Annotated in this window: 17 protein-coding genes; 11 read left to right on the top strand and 6 right to left on the bottom strand. The window is 73.3% G+C overall.

All coding sequences use genetic code 11. The features are described 5' to 3' along the window. Positions 1-164 precede the first annotated feature (164 nt). From ABZ659_RS26965 to ABZ659_RS26955, 3 genes are all read left to right on the top strand, one after another. Positions 165-2,087 (top strand): AfsR/SARP family transcriptional regulator, encoded by a 1,923-nt coding sequence (locus tag ABZ659_RS26965; RefSeq protein ID WP_360224789.1) that lies wholly within the window; start codon positions 165-167, stop codon positions 2,085-2,087. Positions 2,088-2,324: 237 nt separating this feature from the next. Continuing rightward, positions 2,325-3,053, top strand: a complete 729-nt coding sequence (locus ABZ659_RS26960) for a response regulator transcription factor (RefSeq protein ID WP_360224787.1) — start codon at positions 2,325-2,327, stop codon at positions 3,051-3,053. Positions 3,054-3,055: 2 nt separating this feature from the next. Beyond that, a complete protein-coding gene (locus tag ABZ659_RS26955) occupies positions 3,056-4,168 on the top strand; it encodes a HAMP domain-containing sensor histidine kinase (protein WP_360224785.1) in 1,113 nt (370 codons plus the stop codon). Here ABZ659_RS26955 and ABZ659_RS26950 read toward each other — a convergent pair. Together ABZ659_RS26950 and ABZ659_RS26945 are read right to left on the bottom strand one after the other, a co-directional pair. After that, positions 4,143-5,603 (bottom strand): HAMP domain-containing sensor histidine kinase, encoded by a 1,461-nt coding sequence (locus tag ABZ659_RS26950; RefSeq protein WP_360224783.1) that lies wholly within the window; start codon positions 5,601-5,603, stop codon positions 4,143-4,145. The genes ABZ659_RS26955 and ABZ659_RS26950 overlap by 26 nt on opposite strands. Next, a complete protein-coding gene (locus tag ABZ659_RS26945) occupies positions 5,600-6,289 on the bottom strand; it encodes a response regulator transcription factor (protein WP_360224781.1) in 690 nt (229 codons plus the stop codon). The genes ABZ659_RS26950 and ABZ659_RS26945 overlap by 4 nt, the downstream gene beginning before the upstream one ends. Before the next feature lie 149 nt (positions 6,290-6,438). Here ABZ659_RS26945 and ABZ659_RS26940 point away from each other — a divergent pair, with 149 nt between their 5' ends. The 6 genes from ABZ659_RS26940 to ABZ659_RS26915 all read left to right on the top strand — a co-directional run bounded on the left by ABZ659_RS26940 (position 6,439) and on the right by ABZ659_RS26915 (position 11,511). Beyond that, positions 6,439-7,779 carry a ferredoxin reductase family protein gene (locus ABZ659_RS26940; RefSeq protein WP_360224779.1) on the top strand — a complete coding sequence of 447 codons (1,341 nt, stop codon included), beginning with the start codon at positions 6,439-6,441 and terminating at the stop codon, positions 7,777-7,779. Positions 7,780-7,834: 55 nt separating this feature from the next. Continuing rightward, positions 7,835-8,218 (top strand): FMN-binding protein, encoded by a 384-nt coding sequence (locus tag ABZ659_RS26935; RefSeq protein ID WP_360224777.1) that lies wholly within the window; start codon positions 7,835-7,837, stop codon positions 8,216-8,218. 2 nt (positions 8,219-8,220) lie between these two features. After that, positions 8,221-8,949: an FAD:protein FMN transferase gene (locus tag ABZ659_RS26930; RefSeq protein WP_360224775.1), complete on the top strand. Its 729-nt coding sequence runs from the start codon at positions 8,221-8,223 to the stop codon at positions 8,947-8,949. A 74-nt stretch (positions 8,950-9,023) separates the two neighbouring features. After that, positions 9,024-10,163 carry an ABC transporter ATP-binding protein gene (locus ABZ659_RS26925; protein ID WP_360224773.1) on the top strand — a complete coding sequence of 380 codons (1,140 nt, stop codon included), beginning with the start codon at positions 9,024-9,026 and terminating at the stop codon, positions 10,161-10,163. Continuing rightward, complete coding sequence (locus ABZ659_RS26920) at positions 10,160-10,846, top strand: ABC transporter permease subunit (RefSeq protein ID WP_360224771.1); 687 nt, start codon at positions 10,160-10,162, stop codon at positions 10,844-10,846. The genes ABZ659_RS26925 and ABZ659_RS26920 overlap by 4 nt, the downstream gene beginning before the upstream one ends. Continuing rightward, complete coding sequence (locus ABZ659_RS26915; RefSeq protein ID WP_360224769.1) at positions 10,843-11,511, top strand: ABC transporter permease; 669 nt, start codon at positions 10,843-10,845, stop codon at positions 11,509-11,511. The genes ABZ659_RS26920 and ABZ659_RS26915 overlap by 4 nt, the downstream gene beginning before the upstream one ends. A 316-nt stretch (positions 11,512-11,827) precedes the next feature. Here the strand turns inward: ABZ659_RS26915 and ABZ659_RS26910 are convergent, their stop codons facing one another. From ABZ659_RS26910 to ABZ659_RS26895, 4 genes are read right to left on the bottom strand one after another with little or no spacing between them, the layout of a single operon-like run. Next, positions 11,828-12,427, bottom strand: coding sequence for an ATP/GTP-binding protein (locus ABZ659_RS26910; RefSeq protein ID WP_360224767.1), 600 nt, complete (start codon positions 12,425-12,427; stop codon positions 11,828-11,830). Then, positions 12,414-12,863: a DUF742 domain-containing protein gene (locus ABZ659_RS26905; protein WP_360224765.1), complete on the bottom strand. Its 450-nt coding sequence runs from the start codon at positions 12,861-12,863 to the stop codon at positions 12,414-12,416. Before ABZ659_RS26905 ends, ABZ659_RS26910 begins: the two co-directional genes overlap by 14 nt. Positions 12,864-12,908: 45 nt before the next feature. Next, on the bottom strand, positions 12,909-13,388 hold the full coding sequence (locus tag ABZ659_RS26900; RefSeq protein ID WP_360224763.1) for a roadblock/LC7 domain-containing protein: 480 nt from the start codon (positions 13,386-13,388) through the stop codon (positions 12,909-12,911). Continuing rightward, positions 13,385-15,892, bottom strand: a complete 2,508-nt coding sequence (locus tag ABZ659_RS26895; protein ID WP_360224761.1) for an ATP-binding protein — start codon at positions 15,890-15,892, stop codon at positions 13,385-13,387. The genes ABZ659_RS26900 and ABZ659_RS26895 overlap by 4 nt, the downstream gene beginning before the upstream one ends. Positions 15,893-16,176: 284 nt before the next feature. On the opposite strand from ABZ659_RS26895, the gene ABZ659_RS26890 reads away from it, so the two are divergent. Then, entirely contained in the window at positions 16,177-17,091 is a 915-nt protein-coding gene (locus ABZ659_RS26890) for an ABC transporter substrate-binding protein (RefSeq protein WP_360224759.1), read from the top strand. 364 nt (positions 17,092-17,455) lie between these two features. Then, complete coding sequence (locus ABZ659_RS26885; protein WP_360224757.1) at positions 17,456-19,306, top strand: S8 family serine peptidase; 1,851 nt, start codon at positions 17,456-17,458, stop codon at positions 19,304-19,306. Positions 19,307-19,439 lie beyond the last annotated feature (133 nt).

Raw genomic sequence — 19,439 nt, 5'->3', positions numbered from 1 at the left:
GACACGCCGAGCCTGCCGGGGCCGGATCAGCGGACAATCAGTACGACGACCAATTCGGCGATCAGTACGACGACCAGTTCGACGACCAGTTCGACGACCAGTTCGGCGATCAGTACGACGACCAGTTCAGTGATCGGTACGGTCACGGCAGGGGAGGCAGCGGCATGGAGCGAGTCGCGTTCGGGGTGCTCGGGCCGGTCACGGCCGAGCGCCGGGGCGTCGCCGTCGCCCTGAAGGGGCCCCGGCACCGGGCCGTCCTGGCCCGGCTGCTCGTCGCCCGCCGTCGCGTCGTGCCCGTCGGGCTGCTCGTCGACGACCTGTGGGAGGAGCCGACCGCGGGGGCCGTGGGCGCCGTACGGACCTTCGTCGGTGATCTGCGGCGTGCCCTGGAACCCGACCGGCCGCCCCGCGCGCCGGCCCGGCTGCTGGTCACCGAGGGCCCCGGGTACGCCCTGCGCGCCGCCCCGGACACGGTGGACGCCCGGCGTTTCGAGACCGCGGTGGGCGAGGCGGCGGCGCTGCCGCCCGAGCGGGCCGCCGAACGCCTCGGCGCCGCCCTCGCGCTGTGGCGCGGCCCCGCCTACGCCGACTTCGCCGACGCCGACTTCACCCGCGCCGAGCGGGCCCGCCTCACCGAGTTGCGGCTGACGGCCGTGGAGCGGCTCGCGGCGGCCCGGCTCGGCGCGGGCCGGGCCGCCGAGGCGGTGCCCGACCTGGAGGCCCACCTCACCGAGCACCCGTGGCGCGAGGAGGCGCGGCGGCTGCTGGCGCTCGCGCTGTACCGCACCGGACGGCAGCCGGACGCCCTCGCCGTGCTGCGCCGGGGCCGCGGCGAACTCGCCGGGCGGCTCGGTCTCGACCCCGGGCCCGAGCTGCGCCGTCTGGAGGACGACATCCTCACCCGGCACCCCCGTCTGGACACCCCCAGCGGACCGGCCGCGACCGCCGCCAGGCTGTGGGAGCGCACGGCGGAGGCGTACGACCGGGCCGTGGCCACCGGCGCGCGGGCCCGGTTGGAGTCCACGGTCGGTCTGATCCGCACCCTCGCGGTGACGGGCGGCAGCGGGCTGCGGGCCGCCCAGGAGACCCGGCTGGCCGCCGTGACCGCCGCGGAGGAGTACGGCGATCCGGAACTCACCGCCCGCATCATCGGCGCCTACGACGTGCCCGCGATCTGGCCCCGCGCCGACGATCCCGGGGAGTCGGCCCGGCTGGTCGCGGCGGCCGAGCGCACCCTTGCCGCGCTGCCGCCGGGGCCCGCCGAGGACCCCGTGCGCTGTCGGCTGCTCGCCACGATCGCCCTGGAGACCCGCGGTGTCCGTTCGGCGCGCGGTCCGCGTGCCGCGGTCGAGGCGGAGGCGCTCGCTCGGCGGCTGGACGATCCCGCGCTGCTCGCGTTCGCCCTCAACGGCGTCTTCATGCAGTCCTGCGACGGCGCGGGCCTGGCCGACCGTCGGGATCGGATCGGGGTGGAGCTGGTCGGGCTGGGGGCGCGTACGGGGCTGGTCACGAGCGAGGTGCTGGGGCACCTGATCCGGCTCCAGGCGCGGTCGGCCCGGGGAGACTTCGCGGTGGCTGACGCGCACGCCTCGGCCGCGGATCGGCTTGCCGCACGGCATGAGCTGAACCTCGTCGGGGTCTTCACCGGGTGGTACCGGGCGTTGCGTGTCGCCGTCGGTGGTAGTGCGCGGCGGGCCGAGGCGGCGTACCGGCGGGCTGCCGCGGGGTTGGAGGGGGCGGGGATGCCGGGGGTGGAGCGGGGGCTGTTGCCGTTGGCGTTGTCGTGCCTGCGGTTGGGGAGGGGGGTGGAGCCGGAGGTTGATCTGGGGGAGGACTGGGGGCCGTATCGGCCGTGGGCGGAGGCGCTTGCGGGGGGTGGGGCCGAGGGGTTGCCCGAGCCGGCGCCGGGTCTGATGTACGAGGCGTTGTGCTGTGTTCAGGTTGCCGCGGCGGGGCGCGTCGGTGACCGGCGTGCGCTGCGGGAGGCTCAAGGCCGGCTGCGGCCTGCCGCCGGGCAACTCGCGGGGGCGGGGAGCGGCATGGTGACGTTGGGGCCGGTGGACGGGTGGCTCGCGGAGACGCGGTGACCGGCGGGGCGTCGCGCGGCCGGGCGCCGCGGGGTCCCCCCCGAGCTCTTCGAGCAGGGGGTACCCCCAGCGCCCACCTCCCCCGGGCTCTCGGCTTCGCTCTGGCAGGGGGCTCCCCTCGCCCCGGCGGCACGACTGCCCGCGGCGGCGGCAGGCGCGGTCTCCGTTGACCTTACGGATTCGGGACATTCAGGCGCGGGTGTCCCGTGGGCGGGGGCGGAGTGCGAGGCTGGCGGGATGGAGCAGCAGTTGAGTGGGGCCCCGGGGGCACGGGTGCTGGTTGTGGACGACGATCCCACCGTGGCCGAGGTCGTGTCGGGGTACCTGGACCGGGCGGGGTACGTCGTGGACCGTGCCGGGGACGGGCCCGACGCGTTGGCGCGGGCGGCGGCGCACTGGCCGGACCTGGTGGTCCTGGACCTGATGCTGCCCGGCATGGACGGCCTGGAGGTGTGCCGTCGGATGCGGGGGCGCGGTCCCGTGCCGGTGATCATGCTCACGGCGCGCGGCGACGAGGACGACCGCATCCTCGGCCTGGAGGTCGGCGCCGACGACTACGTGACCAAGCCGTTCAGCCCGAGGGAGCTGGTCCTGCGGATCGGGTCGGTGCTGCGCAGGGCGCGTCCGGGGAGTCAGCCCTCGGAGGTGCTCAGCAGCGCCGGGCTCACCGTCGACCCGGCCGCGCGGCGGGCGCTGAAGGGGGCCACGGAGCTGTCCCTCACCACCCGCGAGTTCGACCTGCTGGGGTTCTTCCTGCGGCATCCGGGGCGGGCGTTCAGCCGGGAGGAGCTGATGCGGGAGGTGTGGGGCTGGGACTTCGGCGACCTGTCGACGGTGACGGTGCACGTGCGCCGACTGCGCGGCAAGGTGGAGGACGACCCGGCCCGGCCGCGGTTCATCCAGACGGTGTGGGGGGTCGGTTACCGGTTCGACCCCGCCGACGCCCCGGAAGCGGCGGAGGGCTGACCGTGCGCGACACCCTCCTCATCGCCTTCTTCGCCTTCCTCGGCGCGGCCACCGCCGGGGTGCTCGGCGCCTGGGTGCTGCGGCTGATCCGGCGCTGGTCGCTGATCGCGCACCTCACGGTCGTCGCGGCGGTCGCCGTGGGCGCGATGCTCGCCGGGACCCTCGCGGTCGCGCAGGCGATGTTCCTGTCCTCGCACGACCTGAGCGTGGTGACGACCGTGGTCGCGATGGCCGCCGTCGTCTCCCTCGGCACCGCCGTGCTGCTGGGCCGCTGGGTCGTCGCCCGCAGCCGCGCCCTCACCCTCGCCGCGCGCTCCTTCGGCGACGGCGGCGCCTTCACCTCCCCGGACGGGCCCGCCACCGCCGAACTGGCCGCGCTCAGCCGGGAGCTGGAGGAGACCAGCCGCAGGCTCGCCGAGTCCCGCGACCGCGAACGCGCCCTGGAGACCTCGCGGCGCGAGCTGGTCGCCTGGATCTCGCACGACCTGCGGACCCCGCTCGCCGGGCTGCGCGCGATGTCCGAGGCGCTGGAGGACGGGGTCGCCAGCGATCCGCAGCGCTATCTGCGCCAGATGCGGGCCGCCGTCGAGCGGCTGGACGTCATGGTGGGCGACCTGTTCGAACTCTCCCGCATCCACGCGGGCGCCCTCGCCCTCAGCCCGTCCCGGATCTCGGTGTACGACCTGATCGGCGACGCCCTCGCGGGCGCGGCGCCGCTCGCCCACGAGCACGGGGTGCGGCTGGTCGGCGACCGGGTCGACGCGGTGCCGGTCGAGGTGGACGGCAAGGAGATGAGCCGGGTCCTGGGGAACCTGCTGGTGAACGCCATCCGGCGGACGCCCGCCGACGGCACGGTGGCGGTGACCGCCGAGCGCGGCCCGGACGGCGTCGTTGTCTCCGTCACCGACGGCTGCGGCGGCATCCCCGAGGCGGACCTGCCGCGCGTCTTCGACACCGGCTGGCGCGGCAGCGGCGCCCGGACCCCGCCCGCGGGCGCCGGTCTCGGGCTGGCCATCGTCCGCGGCATCGTCGAGGCCCACCAGGGCCGGGCCGCCGTCCACAACGTCACCGGCGGCTGCCGCTTCGAGGTCACCCTGCCGACGGCGGAGGTGTGAGACCGGCCGGGGGGAGCGGCAGCCGGACCGTGAACTCCGTCGCGCCCGCGGTCGACGCCAGGGTGATGTCGCCGTCGTGCGCGCGGGTCAGGGACGCGGCGACCGCGAGGCCGAGGCCGCTGCCGCCGCGGTCGCGGGTGCGGGCCTTGTCGACGCGGTAGAAGCGGTCGAAGACGCGGTCCCGGTCGCCCGGCGGAATGCCCGGGCCGGTGTCGGTGACCCGTACCAGTGCCGCTCCGGCCGTCACCGAGGCCGCCACGAACACCCCGGTCCCGGCCGGGGTGTGCACGGCCGCGTTGGTGAGCAGGTTGTCCAGCACCTGACGGATGCGCGGGGCGTCCAGCCGTAGCCGTACGGGGGCGTCCGGGACGGTGAGGGTCAGCGGGTGGTCGGGGTGGGCCGCCCGGAACGCGTCGGCGGCCTCCCGTACCAGCTCCACCAGGTCGGTGTCCGCGAGCCGCAGCGGGGCCGCGTCCTCGTCCGCGTCGAGCCGGGCGAGCAGCAGCAGGTCGTCCAGGAGGACGCCCATCCGCGCCGCCTCGGAGCGCAGCCGGGCCAGGTGCCGGTCGCGTTCCTCGGGCGCGTTGGCGGCGGCGTACTGGAAGAGGTCCGCGTAGCCGCGTACCGACATCAGCGGGGTGCGCAGCTCGTGGGAGGCGTCCGCGACGAACCGGCGCAGCCGCCGCTCCGCCTCCGCGCGCACGGCGAGGGAGTCGTCGATGTGCTCCAGCATGGTGTTGAACGCGGTGCGCAGCTCCTCCACCTCGGGCCCGCCGCCCGGCGCGTCGGCGCGCAGCGGCAGCCGGGCCGCCGACTCGGTCAGGTCGTGGGAGGCGATGCCGTGCGCGGTGGACGCGATGTCGCTGAGCGGCTTCAGGCCGCGCCGCAGCAGCCCCCGGCCGCTCACCACCAGCGCCACCAGCGCCAGCGCGAACGCCACCACCTGCACGGTGACGAGCTGCTCGACGGTCTCCTCGACGCCCTCCATGGGCGCCGCCGTCACCAGCACCACCCCGGGACCGACCGCGCAGGCCCGCAGCCGGTAGGTGCCCTCGCCGTCGAGGTGCGCGGTGCCGACCAGTTCGGTGTCCGCGCCCGCCCGGCGCTGCGCGAGGGCGGTCAGCGGGCCCGTGTCGGCGGGCACGTCGGCGGGCCTGCGCAGCTCCGCCGTGCCGCCGGTGACGTCGTAGACCGCGGTGTACCAGCCGTAGTACGGCTCCCGGGTGACCGTGCCGTGCGCCGCCGCGTCCTTGGACTGCACCGTCTGCACGATCTTCATCTGCTCGCCGAGCTGGCGCTCCAGGAAGTCCCGCATGTACGTCGTCAGCGCGGTGCCCAGGGCCGCGAACACCAGCAGGGACAGCACCCCGAGGCCGAGCGCGAGCCGGGTGCCCAGGCGCAGCCGCCGGTACGCCCGCAGCGGCCGGGCGATCACGCGTCGGCCTCCCGGACGACGTACCCGAAGCCGCGCACGGTGTGGATCAGTGGCGGGCCGGTGTCGTCCAGCTTGCGGCGGAGTCTGCTGATGACGAGTTCGACGACGTTGGACCGGCCGCCGAAGCCGTACTCCCACACGTGGTCGAGGATCTGCGCCTTGGTCAGCACGGTCGGCGACCTGCGCAGCAGGTAGCGCAGCACCTCGTACTCGGTGGGCGTGAGCGTCAGCGTCCGGTCGCCGCGCCGGACCTCGTGGGTGTCCTCGTCCATGGTCAGGTCGGCCACCCGCAGCACCGACCGCTGGAAGCCGGGTCCGGCGCTGCGCCGCAGCACGGTCCGCAGCCGGGCCATCAGCTCCTCCACCGCGAACGGCTTGACCAGGTAGTCGTCGCCGCCCCGGGTCAGCCCCGCCACCCGGTCCGAGACCCCGTCCCGGGCGGTCAGGAACACCACGGGCACCATCGTCCCGGAGGCGCGCAGCCGGTCCAGGACGCCGAAGCCGTCCACGTCGGGCAGCATCAGGTCGAGCACCACGATGTCGGGGCGGAACTCGGCCGCCCGGCGCAGCGCCTCCGCCCCGCTGCCCGCGGTGACCGCCTCCCAGCCCTCGTAGCGGGCGACCGTCGCCACGAGGTCGGCGATGGGCGGGTCGTCGTCCACGACGAGCAGTCGTACTTTCTCCACCTTCTCATGGTGCGGCACGGGACGGTGGACGCGGCGGGCGCACGGGCCCCCCAGCATGATCGATATGCACTTGAAAGTTGGATGACAGGTGTTCGACAGGATCCGCCAGCGAAGCTCGGAGCAGACCCCAGAGCGAGGAGCTGCCGCCCGTGACGACCCTCTCATCACCTCCCGTCCCACCGCCCACGGCGCTCCGCCCCCGGGTGGTGGCCCGTACCGGTCTGTACGCCGTGCTGGCCGCCAACGCCGTCGTGGTGGCGTACTTCTTCGTCGCGGCCGGGTTCACGGGCAACACCCTGCTCGTGCTCGGCCGCCTCGCCGGGCTCTACGGCGCCCTGCTGATGGCGTTCCAACTGCTGCTGGTGGCCCGGCTGCCGTGGCTGGACCGCCGGATCGGCATGGACCGGCTGACCCTGTGGCACCGCTGGACCGGCTTCACCCTGGTGTGGACACTGCTCACCCACGCCGTGCTCATCACCCTCGGCTACGCCCAGTCCAGCGGCATGGACCCGGTCAGCCAGCTCGTCGACCTCGCGAGGACCACCGAGGGCGTGCTCCGCGCGGTCGTCGCGCTGTCCCTGGTCCTCGTCGTCGGCACCGTCTCGGCGCGCTGGGCCCGGCGCCGACTCGCCTACGAGACCTGGCACTTCACGCACCTCTACACCTACCTCGCCGTCGTCCTCGCCTTCACCCACCAGGTGGCGACCGGGACGACGTTCGTGGCGTCGGCCGCCGCGCGGGCCTACTGGTGGACCCTGTGGGGAGCCGCCCTCACCGCGGTGGCCGTGGGGCGGCTGCTGCTGCCGCTGTGGCGCAACGGGCGTCACCACCTACGCGTCGCGGCCGTCATACCCGAGAACGACGACGTGGTCTCCGTGTACATCACCGGCCGCGCCCTGGACCGGCTGCCCGCGCGGGCGGGCCAGTTCTTCCTCTGGCGGTTCCTGACCCGGGACCGCTGGTGGCAGGCGAACCCCTACTCGCTCTCCGCCGCCCCCGACGGGCGCACCCTGCGCCTGACCGTGAAGGCCGCGGGCGACGGCTCCCGCTCCCTGCGCCACCTCCGTCCCGGCACCCGCGTCTTCGCCGAGGGCCCCTACGGCGCCTTCACCACCCTGCACCGCACCCGCCCCGACGCCCTGCTCATCGCGGGCGGCGTCGGCGTCACCCCCATCCGCGCCCTGCTGGAGGAACTCCACGGGCACGCCGTCGTCGTCTACCGGGTGGCGAGCGAACGGGACGCCGTCCTCTACGCCGAACTGCGCGACCTCGCCCACGCCAGGGGCGCCGTCCTGCACCTCGTCACCGGCCCCGCCGCCCCCGACCGGCTGGCCCCCGCCGAACTGGCCCGCCTGGTCCCGGACGTGGCCCACCGGGACGTCTACCTCTGCGGCCCGCCCGGCATGACCGGCGCCGTCCGCCGCAGCCTGCGCGAGCTGGGCGTGCCCGCCGCGCGGATCCACTTCGAGCGCTTCAGCCTGGCCGGTTGAACGAGAGGCACCGAGCGAGACCGAGCGAGACCGAGCGAGACGAGGAAGCGTCACCGTGAAGCGAGCACTGCCCGTACTGGTCCTGACCGTCGCCGGGCTGGTCCCGGTGTGGCGGTACGCCCCGTCCCCGGAGGTGAGCGCGGCGCCCCCCGTGCCCACCGCGCCCGCGCGGCCCGGCACCGAAGTCGTCGCGGGCTCCACCGTCAGCACCGAGCGGGGGCCCATACAGGTCGAGGTGACCTTCGAGGGCGACACCATCAGCGCCGTACGGATGCTCCGGCAGCCCCACCACCCGCAGACCACGGACTCCGTGCCCGTGCTGATCGAGGAGACGCTGCGGGCGCAGAGCGCCGACGTCGACACGGTCTCCGGCGCCACCCTCACCAGCGACGGCTACCGCGAGTCCCTCCAGGCCGCCCTCGACGCCAAGGGCGCCTGACCATGCCGCCGAACCGCGTCGAGCACGTCATGGGCCTGCCCGTCTCCCTGCGGATCGACGACCCCGGCGTCCCCGCCGCGCTCACCGACGCCGTGTTCGCGTCGCTGCGCGAGGCCGACGAGCGGTTCAGCCCCTTCAAGCCCGGCAGCGAGGTGTCCCGCTACGGCCGGGGCGAGCTGGCGCGCGCCGGCGTCAGCGGTGACCTCGCCGAGGTGCTGGACCTGTGCGCGGAGTACCGGGCCGCGACCGGCGGCGCGTTCGACGCCTGGCCGCCCGGGCGCGGCTTCGACCCGTGCGCGGTCGTCAAGGGCTGGGCGGCCCAGCGCGCCGCCCGGCTGCTGACCGACGCCGGGGTGGCCCGGTTCTGCCTCAACGCCGGGGGAGACGTGGTCGTCGGCGGCGGGCCCTGGCGGGTGGGCGTACGGCACCCCGAACACGCCGACCGGCTGTGCGCCGTCCTGGAGCTGACCGACGGGGCGGTGGCGACCTCCGCCCGCTACGAGCGCGGCGACCACATCGTCGACGCCCGCACCGGACGCCCGGCGACCGGACTGCTCAGCGTCACCGTCCTCGCCCCCACCCTCACCGAGGCGGACACCACCGCCACCGCGGCGTACGCGCTGGGTGCGGCGGGTGTGGCGTGGGCCGCCGCCCGCCCCGGCTGCGAGGTGTACGCCGTCGACACCGAACGCCGGGTGCTGCGTACTCCCCGCTTCCCGGTACCGGTTTAGACTCTCCCCCCAACGGCCCGCGGACCGCGGTGAAAGTGGGCAGCGACAGCCAAACCCGAAGGGTATTCGGCGTTTTGATACGGATAGATTCAGTCACCAAGCGGTACCCGGACGGCACGGTGGCGGTCGACCGGCTCTCCCTCGACATCCCGGACCGCTCGATCACGGTCCTCGTCGGCCCGTCCGGCTGCGGCAAGACGACCACCCTGCGGATGATCAACCGGATGGTCGAGCCGAGTGAGGGAACGATCCTGCTCGACGGCACCGACATCCAGCGGCAACCGGTCAACACCCTGCGCCGGTCCATGGGTTACGTCATCCAGAACGCCGGTCTGTTCCAGCACCGCACGATCCTCGACAACATCGCCACCGTGCCCCGGCTGCTCGGCTGGGGCAAGCAGAAGGCCCGCGGCCGGGCCCGGGAGCTGATGGAGCGCGTCGGCCTCGACCCGGCGCTCGCCCGCCGCTACCCCTACCAGCTCTCCGGCGGCCAGCAGCAGCGTGTCGGCGTGGCCCGCGCGCTCGCCGCCGACCCGCCGGTGCTGCTGATGGACGAGCCGTTCTCCGCCGTCGACCCGATCGTCCGCAAGGGCCTCCAGGACGAACTCCTGCGCATCCAGGCCGAGCTGGGCAAGACCATCGTCTTCGTCACCCACGACATCGACGAGGCCGTCAAGCTCGGCACCATGGTCGCCGTGATGCGCACCGGCGGCCACCTCGCCCAGTTCGCGCCCCCCGCCGAACTGCTGTCCGACCCCGCCGACGCGTTCGTGGAGGACTTCCTCGGCGCCGACCGCGGCATCCGGCGGCTCTCCTTCTTCCCGGCCGCCGGACTCGACCTGCTCACCGGCCCGATCGTCGCCGTCGACGCCGGCGCCGAGCAGGTCGCCGCCCGCACCGCGCCCGACGTGCCCTACCTCCTCGTCACCGGCGTGGACGGCCGCCCGCTCGGCTGGGCCGAACCGGACCGGCTGACCGGCGGGGCCGTCGACCCCGCGCGGCTGCTGCCCTGCGGGCGGCCCTTCACCGCGGGCACCGACTCGCTGCGCGCCGCCCTCGACTGCGCCGTCCTGTCACCCACCGGCTGGGCCGTCGCCGTGGACGCCGAGGGCCGCGCCGCCGGGGTCGTCTCCCAGCAGTCCATCGGCGAGGCGATCCGCGGGGCGCACGCGCGGGGCCGTACGGACGCGCCGGTCGAGAAGGCCGTGCGATGAACGACCTGTTCCACATGCCCAGCGACCTCCAGAACAGCTACTGGGGGCTGGTCGTGCTGCACCTGCGGCTCGCCATGGTCCCGGTGCTCGCCGGACTGCTGCTGTCGCTGCCCGTTGCCCAGCTCTGCGTGCGGCTGCGCTGGCTGTACCCGCCCGTGCTGTGGGTGACGACCGTGCTGTACGCGGTGCCGTCGCTGGCGTTCTTCGTCGTCCTCATCGACTACACCGGCCTCAGCGAACTCACCGTGATGATCCCGCTCGCCGTCTACAGCCTGGTGGTGTTCGTGCCGGCGATCGTCGACGGCGTCCGCTCGGTGTCGCGCGAGACCCTCGACGCCGCCGCCGCGATGGGCTTCGGGCCCGTACGCCGCTACCTCCAGGTCCAGCTGCCGATCGCCGCGCCCGCCATCATCGCCGGGTTGCGGGTGGCGTCCGTCTCCAGCATCTCCCTGGTCAGCGTCGGCATGTTGATCGGCAACCAGGGCGCCCTCGGCAACCTGCTCAACAGCGGCATGATCTACAACCAGCCGCGGCTCATCTGGCTCTCCGTCATCGGCACCGCCGTCCTCGCCGTCCTCGTGGACGCCGTACTGGTGCTGCTGCGGATCCTGGTCACCCCGTGGATGCCGCGCGGCGGCGGCCGGAACAACCGCACGATCGCACCGAAGGCGGCCACCCGGTGAACGTACTGGACTTCATCGAGGCGTTCTTCACCGACGGCGCCCACTGGCACGGCTACGACGGCATCCCGACCCGGTTCCTCGAACACATCGGGTACTCCCTGATGGCGCTCGGCATCGCCGCCGGCATCGGACTGCCCGTCGGCCTCGTCACCGGGCACACCGGGCGCGGCGGCAACACCCTCGCCCTCATCGCCACCGCCGCCCGCGCACTGCCCAGCTTCGGCCTGCTGGTGCTGCTGTTCGTGCTGCTCGGCCTCGGACTCGCCCCGGTGATGATCCCGCTGGTCGTGCTCGCCGTCCCGCCCATCCTCGTCACCACCTACGAGGCGATGCGCTCCGTCGACCCGGCGCCCGTCGACGCCGCCCGCGGCATGGGGATGCACGAGGCCGAGGTGCTGTTCCGCGTCGAACTCCCGGTCGCGCTGCCGCTGATCCTCAGCGGACTGCGCTCCGCTGCCATCCAGATCGTCTCCACCGCCACCATCGCCGCCTACGTCAGCTTCGGCGGCCTCGGCCGCTACATCGTCGACGGCCTCTACCAGCGCGACTACGAGAAGGTCGTCGGCGGCGCCACCCTGGTCGCGGTCCTCGCCCTGGCCACCCTCGGCGTCTTCTGGGCGGTGGCCAGGCTCACCGTCTCCCCGGGGGTACGGCGGGGCGGCTGAGCGGACGGCTGTCCTGTACGCGCCCTCCGCGCCCGTTCCCCGCACGCCGAGGCGGGTGCGGTGCGGACACGGACGGAGCGGGAGAGCGAGGCCGTGCCGGAGCGGACTTCGACGCTCGGGCACCCGGGCCCGCCTACACGACTCCTCGGGCAGCCTGATCCACACCGCCCCGGCAGCGCGCGGCTACGACTCCGTCGGCGACCGGCCCCACGTCTGCCCGGCCCGCCCCTGCTGACGGGAGCACCGCCGAGCAGGGGCGCCGGACCCGCCGCCGACACCCGCGCGGTGGGCCCCGGCCGCGCGTGGCCCGCCACGGTCAGCCCTCGGTGCGGGCCAGCGCCTGTTCCAGCACGACCAGCAGGGCGTCCCGCACCGAGCCGCGCTCCCGGGCGTCGAACTGCAGCACCGGGACGCCCTCGGAGACGTCCAGCGCCCAGCGGACCTCCTCCAGCGAGTGCTCGACCAACCCGTCGAAGGCGTTGATCGCCACGGCGAACGGGACGCCCTTGTGCTCGAAGTAGTCGACGGCGGCGTAACAGTCGTCCAGACGGCGGGTGTCGACGATGACGAGCGCGCCGACAGCGCCCTCGACGATGTCGTCCCACATGAACCCGAACCGCTCCTGGCCGGGCGTGCCGAACAGGTACAGCTTCAGCGTCGGGTCGATGGTGATGCAGCCGAAGTCCATCGCGACCGTGGTGGTGGACTTGCGCGGGGTGAGCGACAGGTCGTCCACGCCCGCCGCGACCTCGGTGATGGCGGCCTCGGTGGTCAGCGGCTCGATCTCGGAGATCGCCCCGACGGCGGTGGTCTTGCCCACCCCGAAGCCGCCCGCGATCACCAGTTTCACCGGCAGCGGCGGTCGTACGGCCGTCCTGGCCGCCACGGCGCCGGTCAGTGGTTCAGTCGGTGTCACGGAGTACCCCCCGGGAGTCGGGGATGGCGCGGAGGCCATCGATAACCCTTCGCAGTACGGACGCGTCATGGGTGGCGGCGCTGTCCGGCACGTGGACCGCCAGCTGTCCGGCGGCGCGCAGGTCCTCGGCGAGGACCCGTACCACGTTCAGATGCAGCCGCAGCCGCGCGGCGAGTTCCGCGATGGACTGCGGCCGCCGACACGCGGCGACGATGTCATGCCGTTCGAAGGAGAGCCCGTCGAGCGCGTCGAGCCCCTCGGCGGTGGCGACCACCTGGGTCTCCACGGGGATCGGCGCACCGGCCGCGGCGCCCGCCACCCGGCCCGCCGTGAGCAGGAACGGCCGTACGGCGGGGACCGGCGCGACCGGCTCCGCGCCGGGGGGCGACAGGAGGCCGTCCTTCCCGGCACCGCCCGGGATGCGGTCGTCCACCATGGCTCGTTCTTCTCTTTCTCTCAGACCGGGCGGTGTCGCGCCCGGTCAGCCCGTCGACGGGACGCCGACGGTGTTCTTCAGCTCCAGCACCAGCTGGGGGCTGAGCGCGGCACCCGCGCGGTTGGCGAACAGCGTCATCTCGTAGGCGATGTTGCCCAGCTTGGCCTCCTTGTCGGCGACCACGCCGAGCACGGCACCGCTGCCGATCGCGGAGACCAGGACGTGGCCGCCCTCCAGATCGATGATGACCTTGTTCAGGGCGCCCAGGCCGTAGTTGCCGGACGCCCCGGCGGCCAGGCTGGTCAGCCCCGAGACGATCGCGGCCAGCCGCTCGGAGTGCGCCCGCTCACGCAGCTGCGCCACCGCGATGAGCAGACCGTCGGAGGACACGGCGATGGCGTCGACGACACCCGCGGTCTCCGTAGCAAAACGGTTCAGCAGCCATGTGAAGTCGGCTGCGGCGGCCCGCAGGTCGTCCGGCGTGCTGCCGCCGCCCGTGGGAGTGCCACCTGTCGACGTGCTCACTGCTCCGCTCCTTCCGGGAGGTTGTTCTGACCGTGGTCCGGCGTGCGCTGGTCCTGCGTGCGCCGCGCCGACGCGCGGACGTCGGGGGTGTCGTGCCGCTGGGGAGCGGGGTGGCTTCCGGTGTCGCTGTCCCGATGGGCCCGCTCCACCGCCGCCTCGAACTCGTCCAGCGCGTCGCGGACCGCTTCCGCGTCCGCGGGCGGCGTGGCCTTCAGCAGCGCCTGCCGCTCGGCCTCGGCGGAGGTGGTGCTCAGCGTGGCCCCCCGGACCCGCCGCCGCAGCGGCCGGGGGCCGCCGCCTTCCTCGCCGTTCCTGGCCTGGGGGATGAACGCCGCGTCCGCCGCCGGGTCCCGCCGCGGGACCCGCCGGGGCAGCGGCTGTACGGCGTCCCCGGCACCGCCGTCCCCGTCCGCCGCCGGAGCGCGCTCCACGACGGCGGGCCGCGGAGCCGTGGGCCCGGTGCCGGGCGCGGCCGCGGCGCCGGTGCGGGCCTCCGGCTCGGTCCGGGCGCCGACGGGGGCCTCCCGCGGCGGTGTCGTCGCCGCGCCGCCCGGCTCCAGCGTGTTCGGCACGGTCAGCAGCAGCGACGCCGGGATGGAGACCTCCGCCGTGACACCGCCGCCCCGGGTGCGGGACAGCGTGACGTCGATCTCCCAGCGGCGCGCGAGGGTGCCGACGACGAACAGGCCGAGGACCTTCGTCGGCACCAGGTCGAGCCGCTCACGGCGGATCAGCCGGGCGTTCTCCTCGGCCAGGCGCTCGGCGCTCATCCCGAGCCCGTGGTCGGTCACGGTGATCGTCGCGCCGCCCTCGGGCCCGCTGCGCAGCGTCACCTGGACGGGGCTGTCCGCGGGCGAGAACGACACCGCGTTCTCCATGAGTTCGGCCACCATCAGCGTCAGGTCGCCAACGATGTCGGGCTCCACCACGATCTCGGCCCCGGCGTGCAGCTCGACCCGCTGGTAGCCCTCGATCTGCCCGAGCGCGGCCCGGACCACGTTGGTGAGGTCGACCGGGCCGGAGCCGAGCACGGTCTCCCGGATCCCGGCCAGCAGCATCAGGCTGTCGGCGTTGCGGCGCAGCCGGACCGCGATGTGGTCGACGCGGTAGAGGCGCTCCAGCAGCGCCGGGTCGGTCTCCCCGCGCTCGACCGCGTCGATGAGGGCCAGCTGCCGGGTGGTGAGGTTGCTGACCCGGCGGCCCACGTTGCCGAACATCTCCGCGACGTTGCGGCGGCTGAGCACCTGGCGTTCCAGGAGCGCCGCCGCGGTGCTCTGTACGTGGTTGAACGCGTCCGCCAGGTCGCCGATCTCGTCCTGCGCGGTGACCGGCACCTCGCGCAGCCGCGGCGGCGCGTCGTCCTCGGTGTCGTCGTCCGCCACCCGCGCCAGCTCCCGCCCGGCCACCTCGGCGACCTGCCGGGCAGCCCCGGTCAGTGTCTGCACCGGCCGCACCACGGAGCGCCGTACGACGACGGAGAAGGCGAGCCACAGCACGAAGCCGAACACGGCGCCGCCCAGCAGCCAGCCCGCGTTCCACCAGGCGTCGTTGGAGGCGTCGTCGGCGCGGTCGGCGATCTGGTCGATGAGGGAGGCGGTGATCTCCAGGCGGGTCTGCGCCTGCTGCCGGTAGGCGGGGTAGGCGGCGAGCGCGCTGGTGAACTTCTCCCGGATCTCCGCCGGGGTCCCGGCCTGGAGGTTGCTCGGGTCGATCTGGAGTTCGGCGTACTGCCGCACGATGGTGGCCTGCGCCGCGCTGTGCTCGATGCCGCGCAGCTCGGCCGTCTGCTCCTCGGAGGCGAACCGGGCGAAACGTTCAGCCTGGTTGGTGTAGACGTCGTAGGAGCCGACCGCGCTGATGAACTCGATGAGGGCGTTGGAGTCACCGGTCGTCGCGGAGAACACGCTGGTCTCGAAGGCGCTGTGGGCGGCGTCGGCGCGCAGCAGCGAGTCCAGCAGGCTGCCGGTGTAGGAGGTCGCCAGCGGCGTGGTGCGGTCCAGGCTGAGGCCGTCGATGAGGCCCATGGACGCGCCCGTGTAGGCGGGGTCGATGTTGTCGGCGGGCAGATAGCCCTGCGCGATCGTCGCCCGCAGGCTGTCCAGGCCGCTGACCTCCCTGAGGGCCTGCGCCTCGGTCCCCGGCAGCCGGTCCCCGAAGGTGTCGCGGACCTTCTCCACCTGTGCGTCGACGGCGTTCTGCGCGTCCGTGTACCCGTCGGTCGAGGGCTGGGTGCCGGGTCCCGACGCCTCGAAGCGCACCGAGAGCAGGATGGCCTGCTGGTGCTCGGTCGCCAGCCGGTCCACCAGCTCGGCGACCTGGATGCTGTCCCGGACCAGCTGGGCCGACTCCGCGGCGTCCCGGGCCTGCTGCACCTGGTCGGCGATCAGATAGGTGAGCAGTACGGCGAGCCCCGCGAGCGGGGCGCCCACGAGGACGTTGAGTTTGCGGCGGAACGGCCAGCGGTCGGCGAAGCCGCGCAGTCCGCGCCCCTCGTTCGTGGACACCGGGCCTCCTTCTTGGGGGTGTCGCGAGCGGCCGGAGGTCAACAGCGGGGAGACTATCGTCTCTTGTGATGATCGATCACCACTGGATGTCAAGAATCCGTTACAACCGGCTCGGTTCGGATCGACGCCAATTGGTGACCTGACCACACTTGACTGACCGAGAAAGAGCTGGATTGGATCAGTTGACGGCGCAGAAATGCCGCCCGCCCCACCAACTCGCTAGCCCCGGAACGGGAATTGTGACTTCTACAGTGAAGAGCAGCTGGTCCATCAAGAGGCGCCGCGTGGCCACCGTCGCCTTCGCCCTCACTGCGGCCCTCGTCGCGGCGGGCTGTGGCTCCGACGACGACTCCGGTGACGACCCGCTGGCGGAGGACAAGGCGGACGGCAGCAGCGTCGTCGTCGGCTCGAACAACTTCGCCGAGAGCATCCTCCTCGCCGACATCTACGGCGAGGCCCTCAAGGCCAAGGGCATCAAGGTCACCTACAAGCCCAACATAGGCAGCCGTGAGACGACTTACGGACTGCTGAAGAACGGCGCCATCACCGTGCTGCCGGAATACAACGGCTCACTCCTCGCCTATCTCGACCCCGACGCGGAACAGAAGTCGGTCGAGTCGGTGAACGCCGCCGTCAAGGCCAAGCTCGACGACAAGCTGACGCTCCTCGACTCCGCGCCCGCCGAGGACAAGGACTCGGTGTCGATCAACAAGGAGACCGCCGAGAAGCACGGTCTCACCGGTGAGTCGACGCTCGCGGACCTCAAGGACATCGCTCCCGAACTGGTCATCGGCGGTTCCCCGGAGTTCCAGACCCGGCACCAGGGGCTGATCGGCCTGGAGAAGGAGTACGGGCTGGAGTTCAAGTCCTTCAAGGCGCTCGACGCGGGTGGCCCGCTCACCCAGGCCGCGCTGACCAAGAACACCGTGCAGGCCGCGGACGTCTTCACCACCGACCCGACCATCACCAAGGAGGGCTTCGTGGTCCTCCAGGACCCGAAGAACCTCTTCGGCTTCGCCAACGTGACCCCGCTGGTCTACGAGAGCGACCTGTCCAAGGAGGGCATCGACACCCTCAACGCGGTCTCCGCCAAGCTGGACACCAAGACGCTGCTCGACCTGGACTCCCAGGTGCAGCTGGAGAACAAGGACCCGCTGGACGTCGCCAAGACCTGGCTGAACTCCGTCGGTCTCGACTGACCGCTCCCACGCGTCGCGCGCTGTGGGCGTCCCCGGTCGACGGGGGCGCCCACAGCGCGTATGTCTCCACGCGTATGTCTCCACGCGTATGTCTCCACGCGTATGTCTCCAGGCGTTGTCCCCGCGCGTCTGTCCAAAGCGGACAACCTCGGTCAACTGGTCGACGTAGAGGGTCAGTTCCCGGCCGGGTCGAGGGTTTCCCCCGTATCCCCATCAGTAACCCCTTGCCTATCGTTCGGTCTCGGCCGCCCCACAGAGAACATCCCCACCGGGACGGCTTCGCACCAACTCCCCTCCGCCTCGACGACGAGGCGACCGACCGCCGCTCCGCGCTGCCCGGAGCACGGCCACGAAGGGCAAGCCCATGCGAATAACCCCCACATCCCCCACATCCCCCACATCCCCCACGTCCCCCACACCCCGCACGTCCGCTGTCTCCCCCACGTTCCGGCGGAAGCTGCTGTCCGTCACCGCGGTCTCCGTGTTCTCGGCCGCCCTGCTCACCGGCGCCACCGCCACCACGGCGGTCGCCCAGGCGGACCCGGCGCTCACCGAGGCCGCCCCCGGCACCACCGCCGAACGCCTCATCGTCGGCTACAAGTCCGGTGCCGAGGAGGCCAGATCGAACAAGGCCGCCTCCGCCGACGCCACCGCCAAGGCCGAGGAGACCGGCGAGCGCCTCGACTTCGAGCGCCGCCTCGGCACCGGCGCCGCCCTGGTCGGCCTCGACGAGGACACCACCCGCGCGGGCGTCGCCGACGTCATCGCCGAGTACGAGGCGGACCCCCAGGTCGCCTATGTCGTACCGGACCGCCTCAACAAGCCGCTGGCCACGCCGAACGACACCGAGTACGGCAAGCAGTGGGACCTCTTCGAGGCCACCGCGGGCATGAACGTGCCGGGCGCGTGGGACGTCGCCACCGGCAGCGGGGTGACCGTCGCCGTCATCGACACCGGCTACGTCAGCCACTCCGACCTCGCCGCGAACATCGTCGGCGGGTACGACTTCATCTCCGACGCCACCGTCGCGGGCGACGGCAACGGGCGCGACAGCAACCCGGCCGACCCGGGCGACTGGACCGCCGCCGGCGAGTGCCAGGCAGGTGACCCCGCCTCCGGCTCCTCCTGGCACGGCACGCACGTCGCGGGCACCATCGCCGCCGTCACCGACAACGGCAAGGGCGTCGCGGGCATCGCGCACGGCGCCAAGGTCTCCCCGCTGCGGGTGCTCGGCAAGTGTGGCGGCTACGACTCCGACATCATCGACGCCATCACCTGGGCGTCCGGCGGCACCGTCTCCGGCGTGCCCGCCAACCCGAACGTCGCCAAGGTCATCAACATGAGCCTCGGCGGCGGCGGTTCCTGCACCACGGCCACCCAGAACGCCATCAACGCCGCCGTGAACCGCGGCACCACCGTCGTCGTCGCGGCGGGCAACAGCAACGCCAACGCGGCCAACTACTCGCCCGCGAGCTGTGCCAACGTCATCTCGGTCGCGGCGACGAATCGTTCCGGCGCCCGTTCCTACTACTCCAACTACGGCACCGTCGTGGACATCGCGGCCCCCGGCGGCGAGACCCGCACCACCACCGCCAACGGCATCTACTCCACCCTGAACTCCGGCTCCCAGGCGCCGGGCGCCGAGTCCTACGCCTTCTACCAGGGCACCAGCATGGCCGCCCCGCACATCGCGGGCCTGGCGGCGCTGATGAAGTCGGCGAACACCGCGCTGACCCCGGCCCAGATCGAGTCCGCGATCAAGACCAACGCGCGGGCCCTGCCCGGCGCCTGCTCGGGCGGCTGCGGCGCCGGTCTGGCCGACGCGGCCAAGACGGTGCGGGCGGTGAGCGGCGGCGGCTCGACGGGCGGCACCACCTACTCCTCCGGCACCGCCGTCTCCATCCCCGACGCCGGTACGGCGATCGAGTCCCCGATAACCGTCAGCGGGCGCGGTGGCACCGCGCCCTCGACCCTCCAGGTCGGGGTGGACATCACCCACACCTACCGCGGTGACCTCGTCGTCGACCTGGTCGCCCCGGACGGTTCGGCGTACCGGCTGAAGTCCGCCAGTTCCTCGGACTCCGCGGACGACGTCGTGGCCACCTACACCGTGAACGCCTCCACCGAGACGGCCGACGGCACCTGGAAGCTGCGGGTGCAGGACGTCTACGCGCGGGACACCGGCAGGCTGAACGGTTGGAAGCTAACGTTCTGAGAATTTTCTGAGAGGCTCCCTGGACGGGCGGGCCGACCGGTGCGGAGGGGCACCGGTCGCTGTGGTTCTACTCTCGACCCACAGCTATGAAGTGTTCGTGCTTCGCAAGAGCTACCAGTCGCCAGTAATTCCA

The sequence above is a fragment of the Streptomyces sp. NPDC006997 genome (assembly GCF_040635175.1).
In the GTDB taxonomy this organism is placed as follows: domain Bacteria; phylum Actinomycetota; class Actinomycetes; order Streptomycetales; family Streptomycetaceae; genus Streptomyces.
This window is presented reverse-complemented; position numbering and strand designations above follow the sequence as displayed.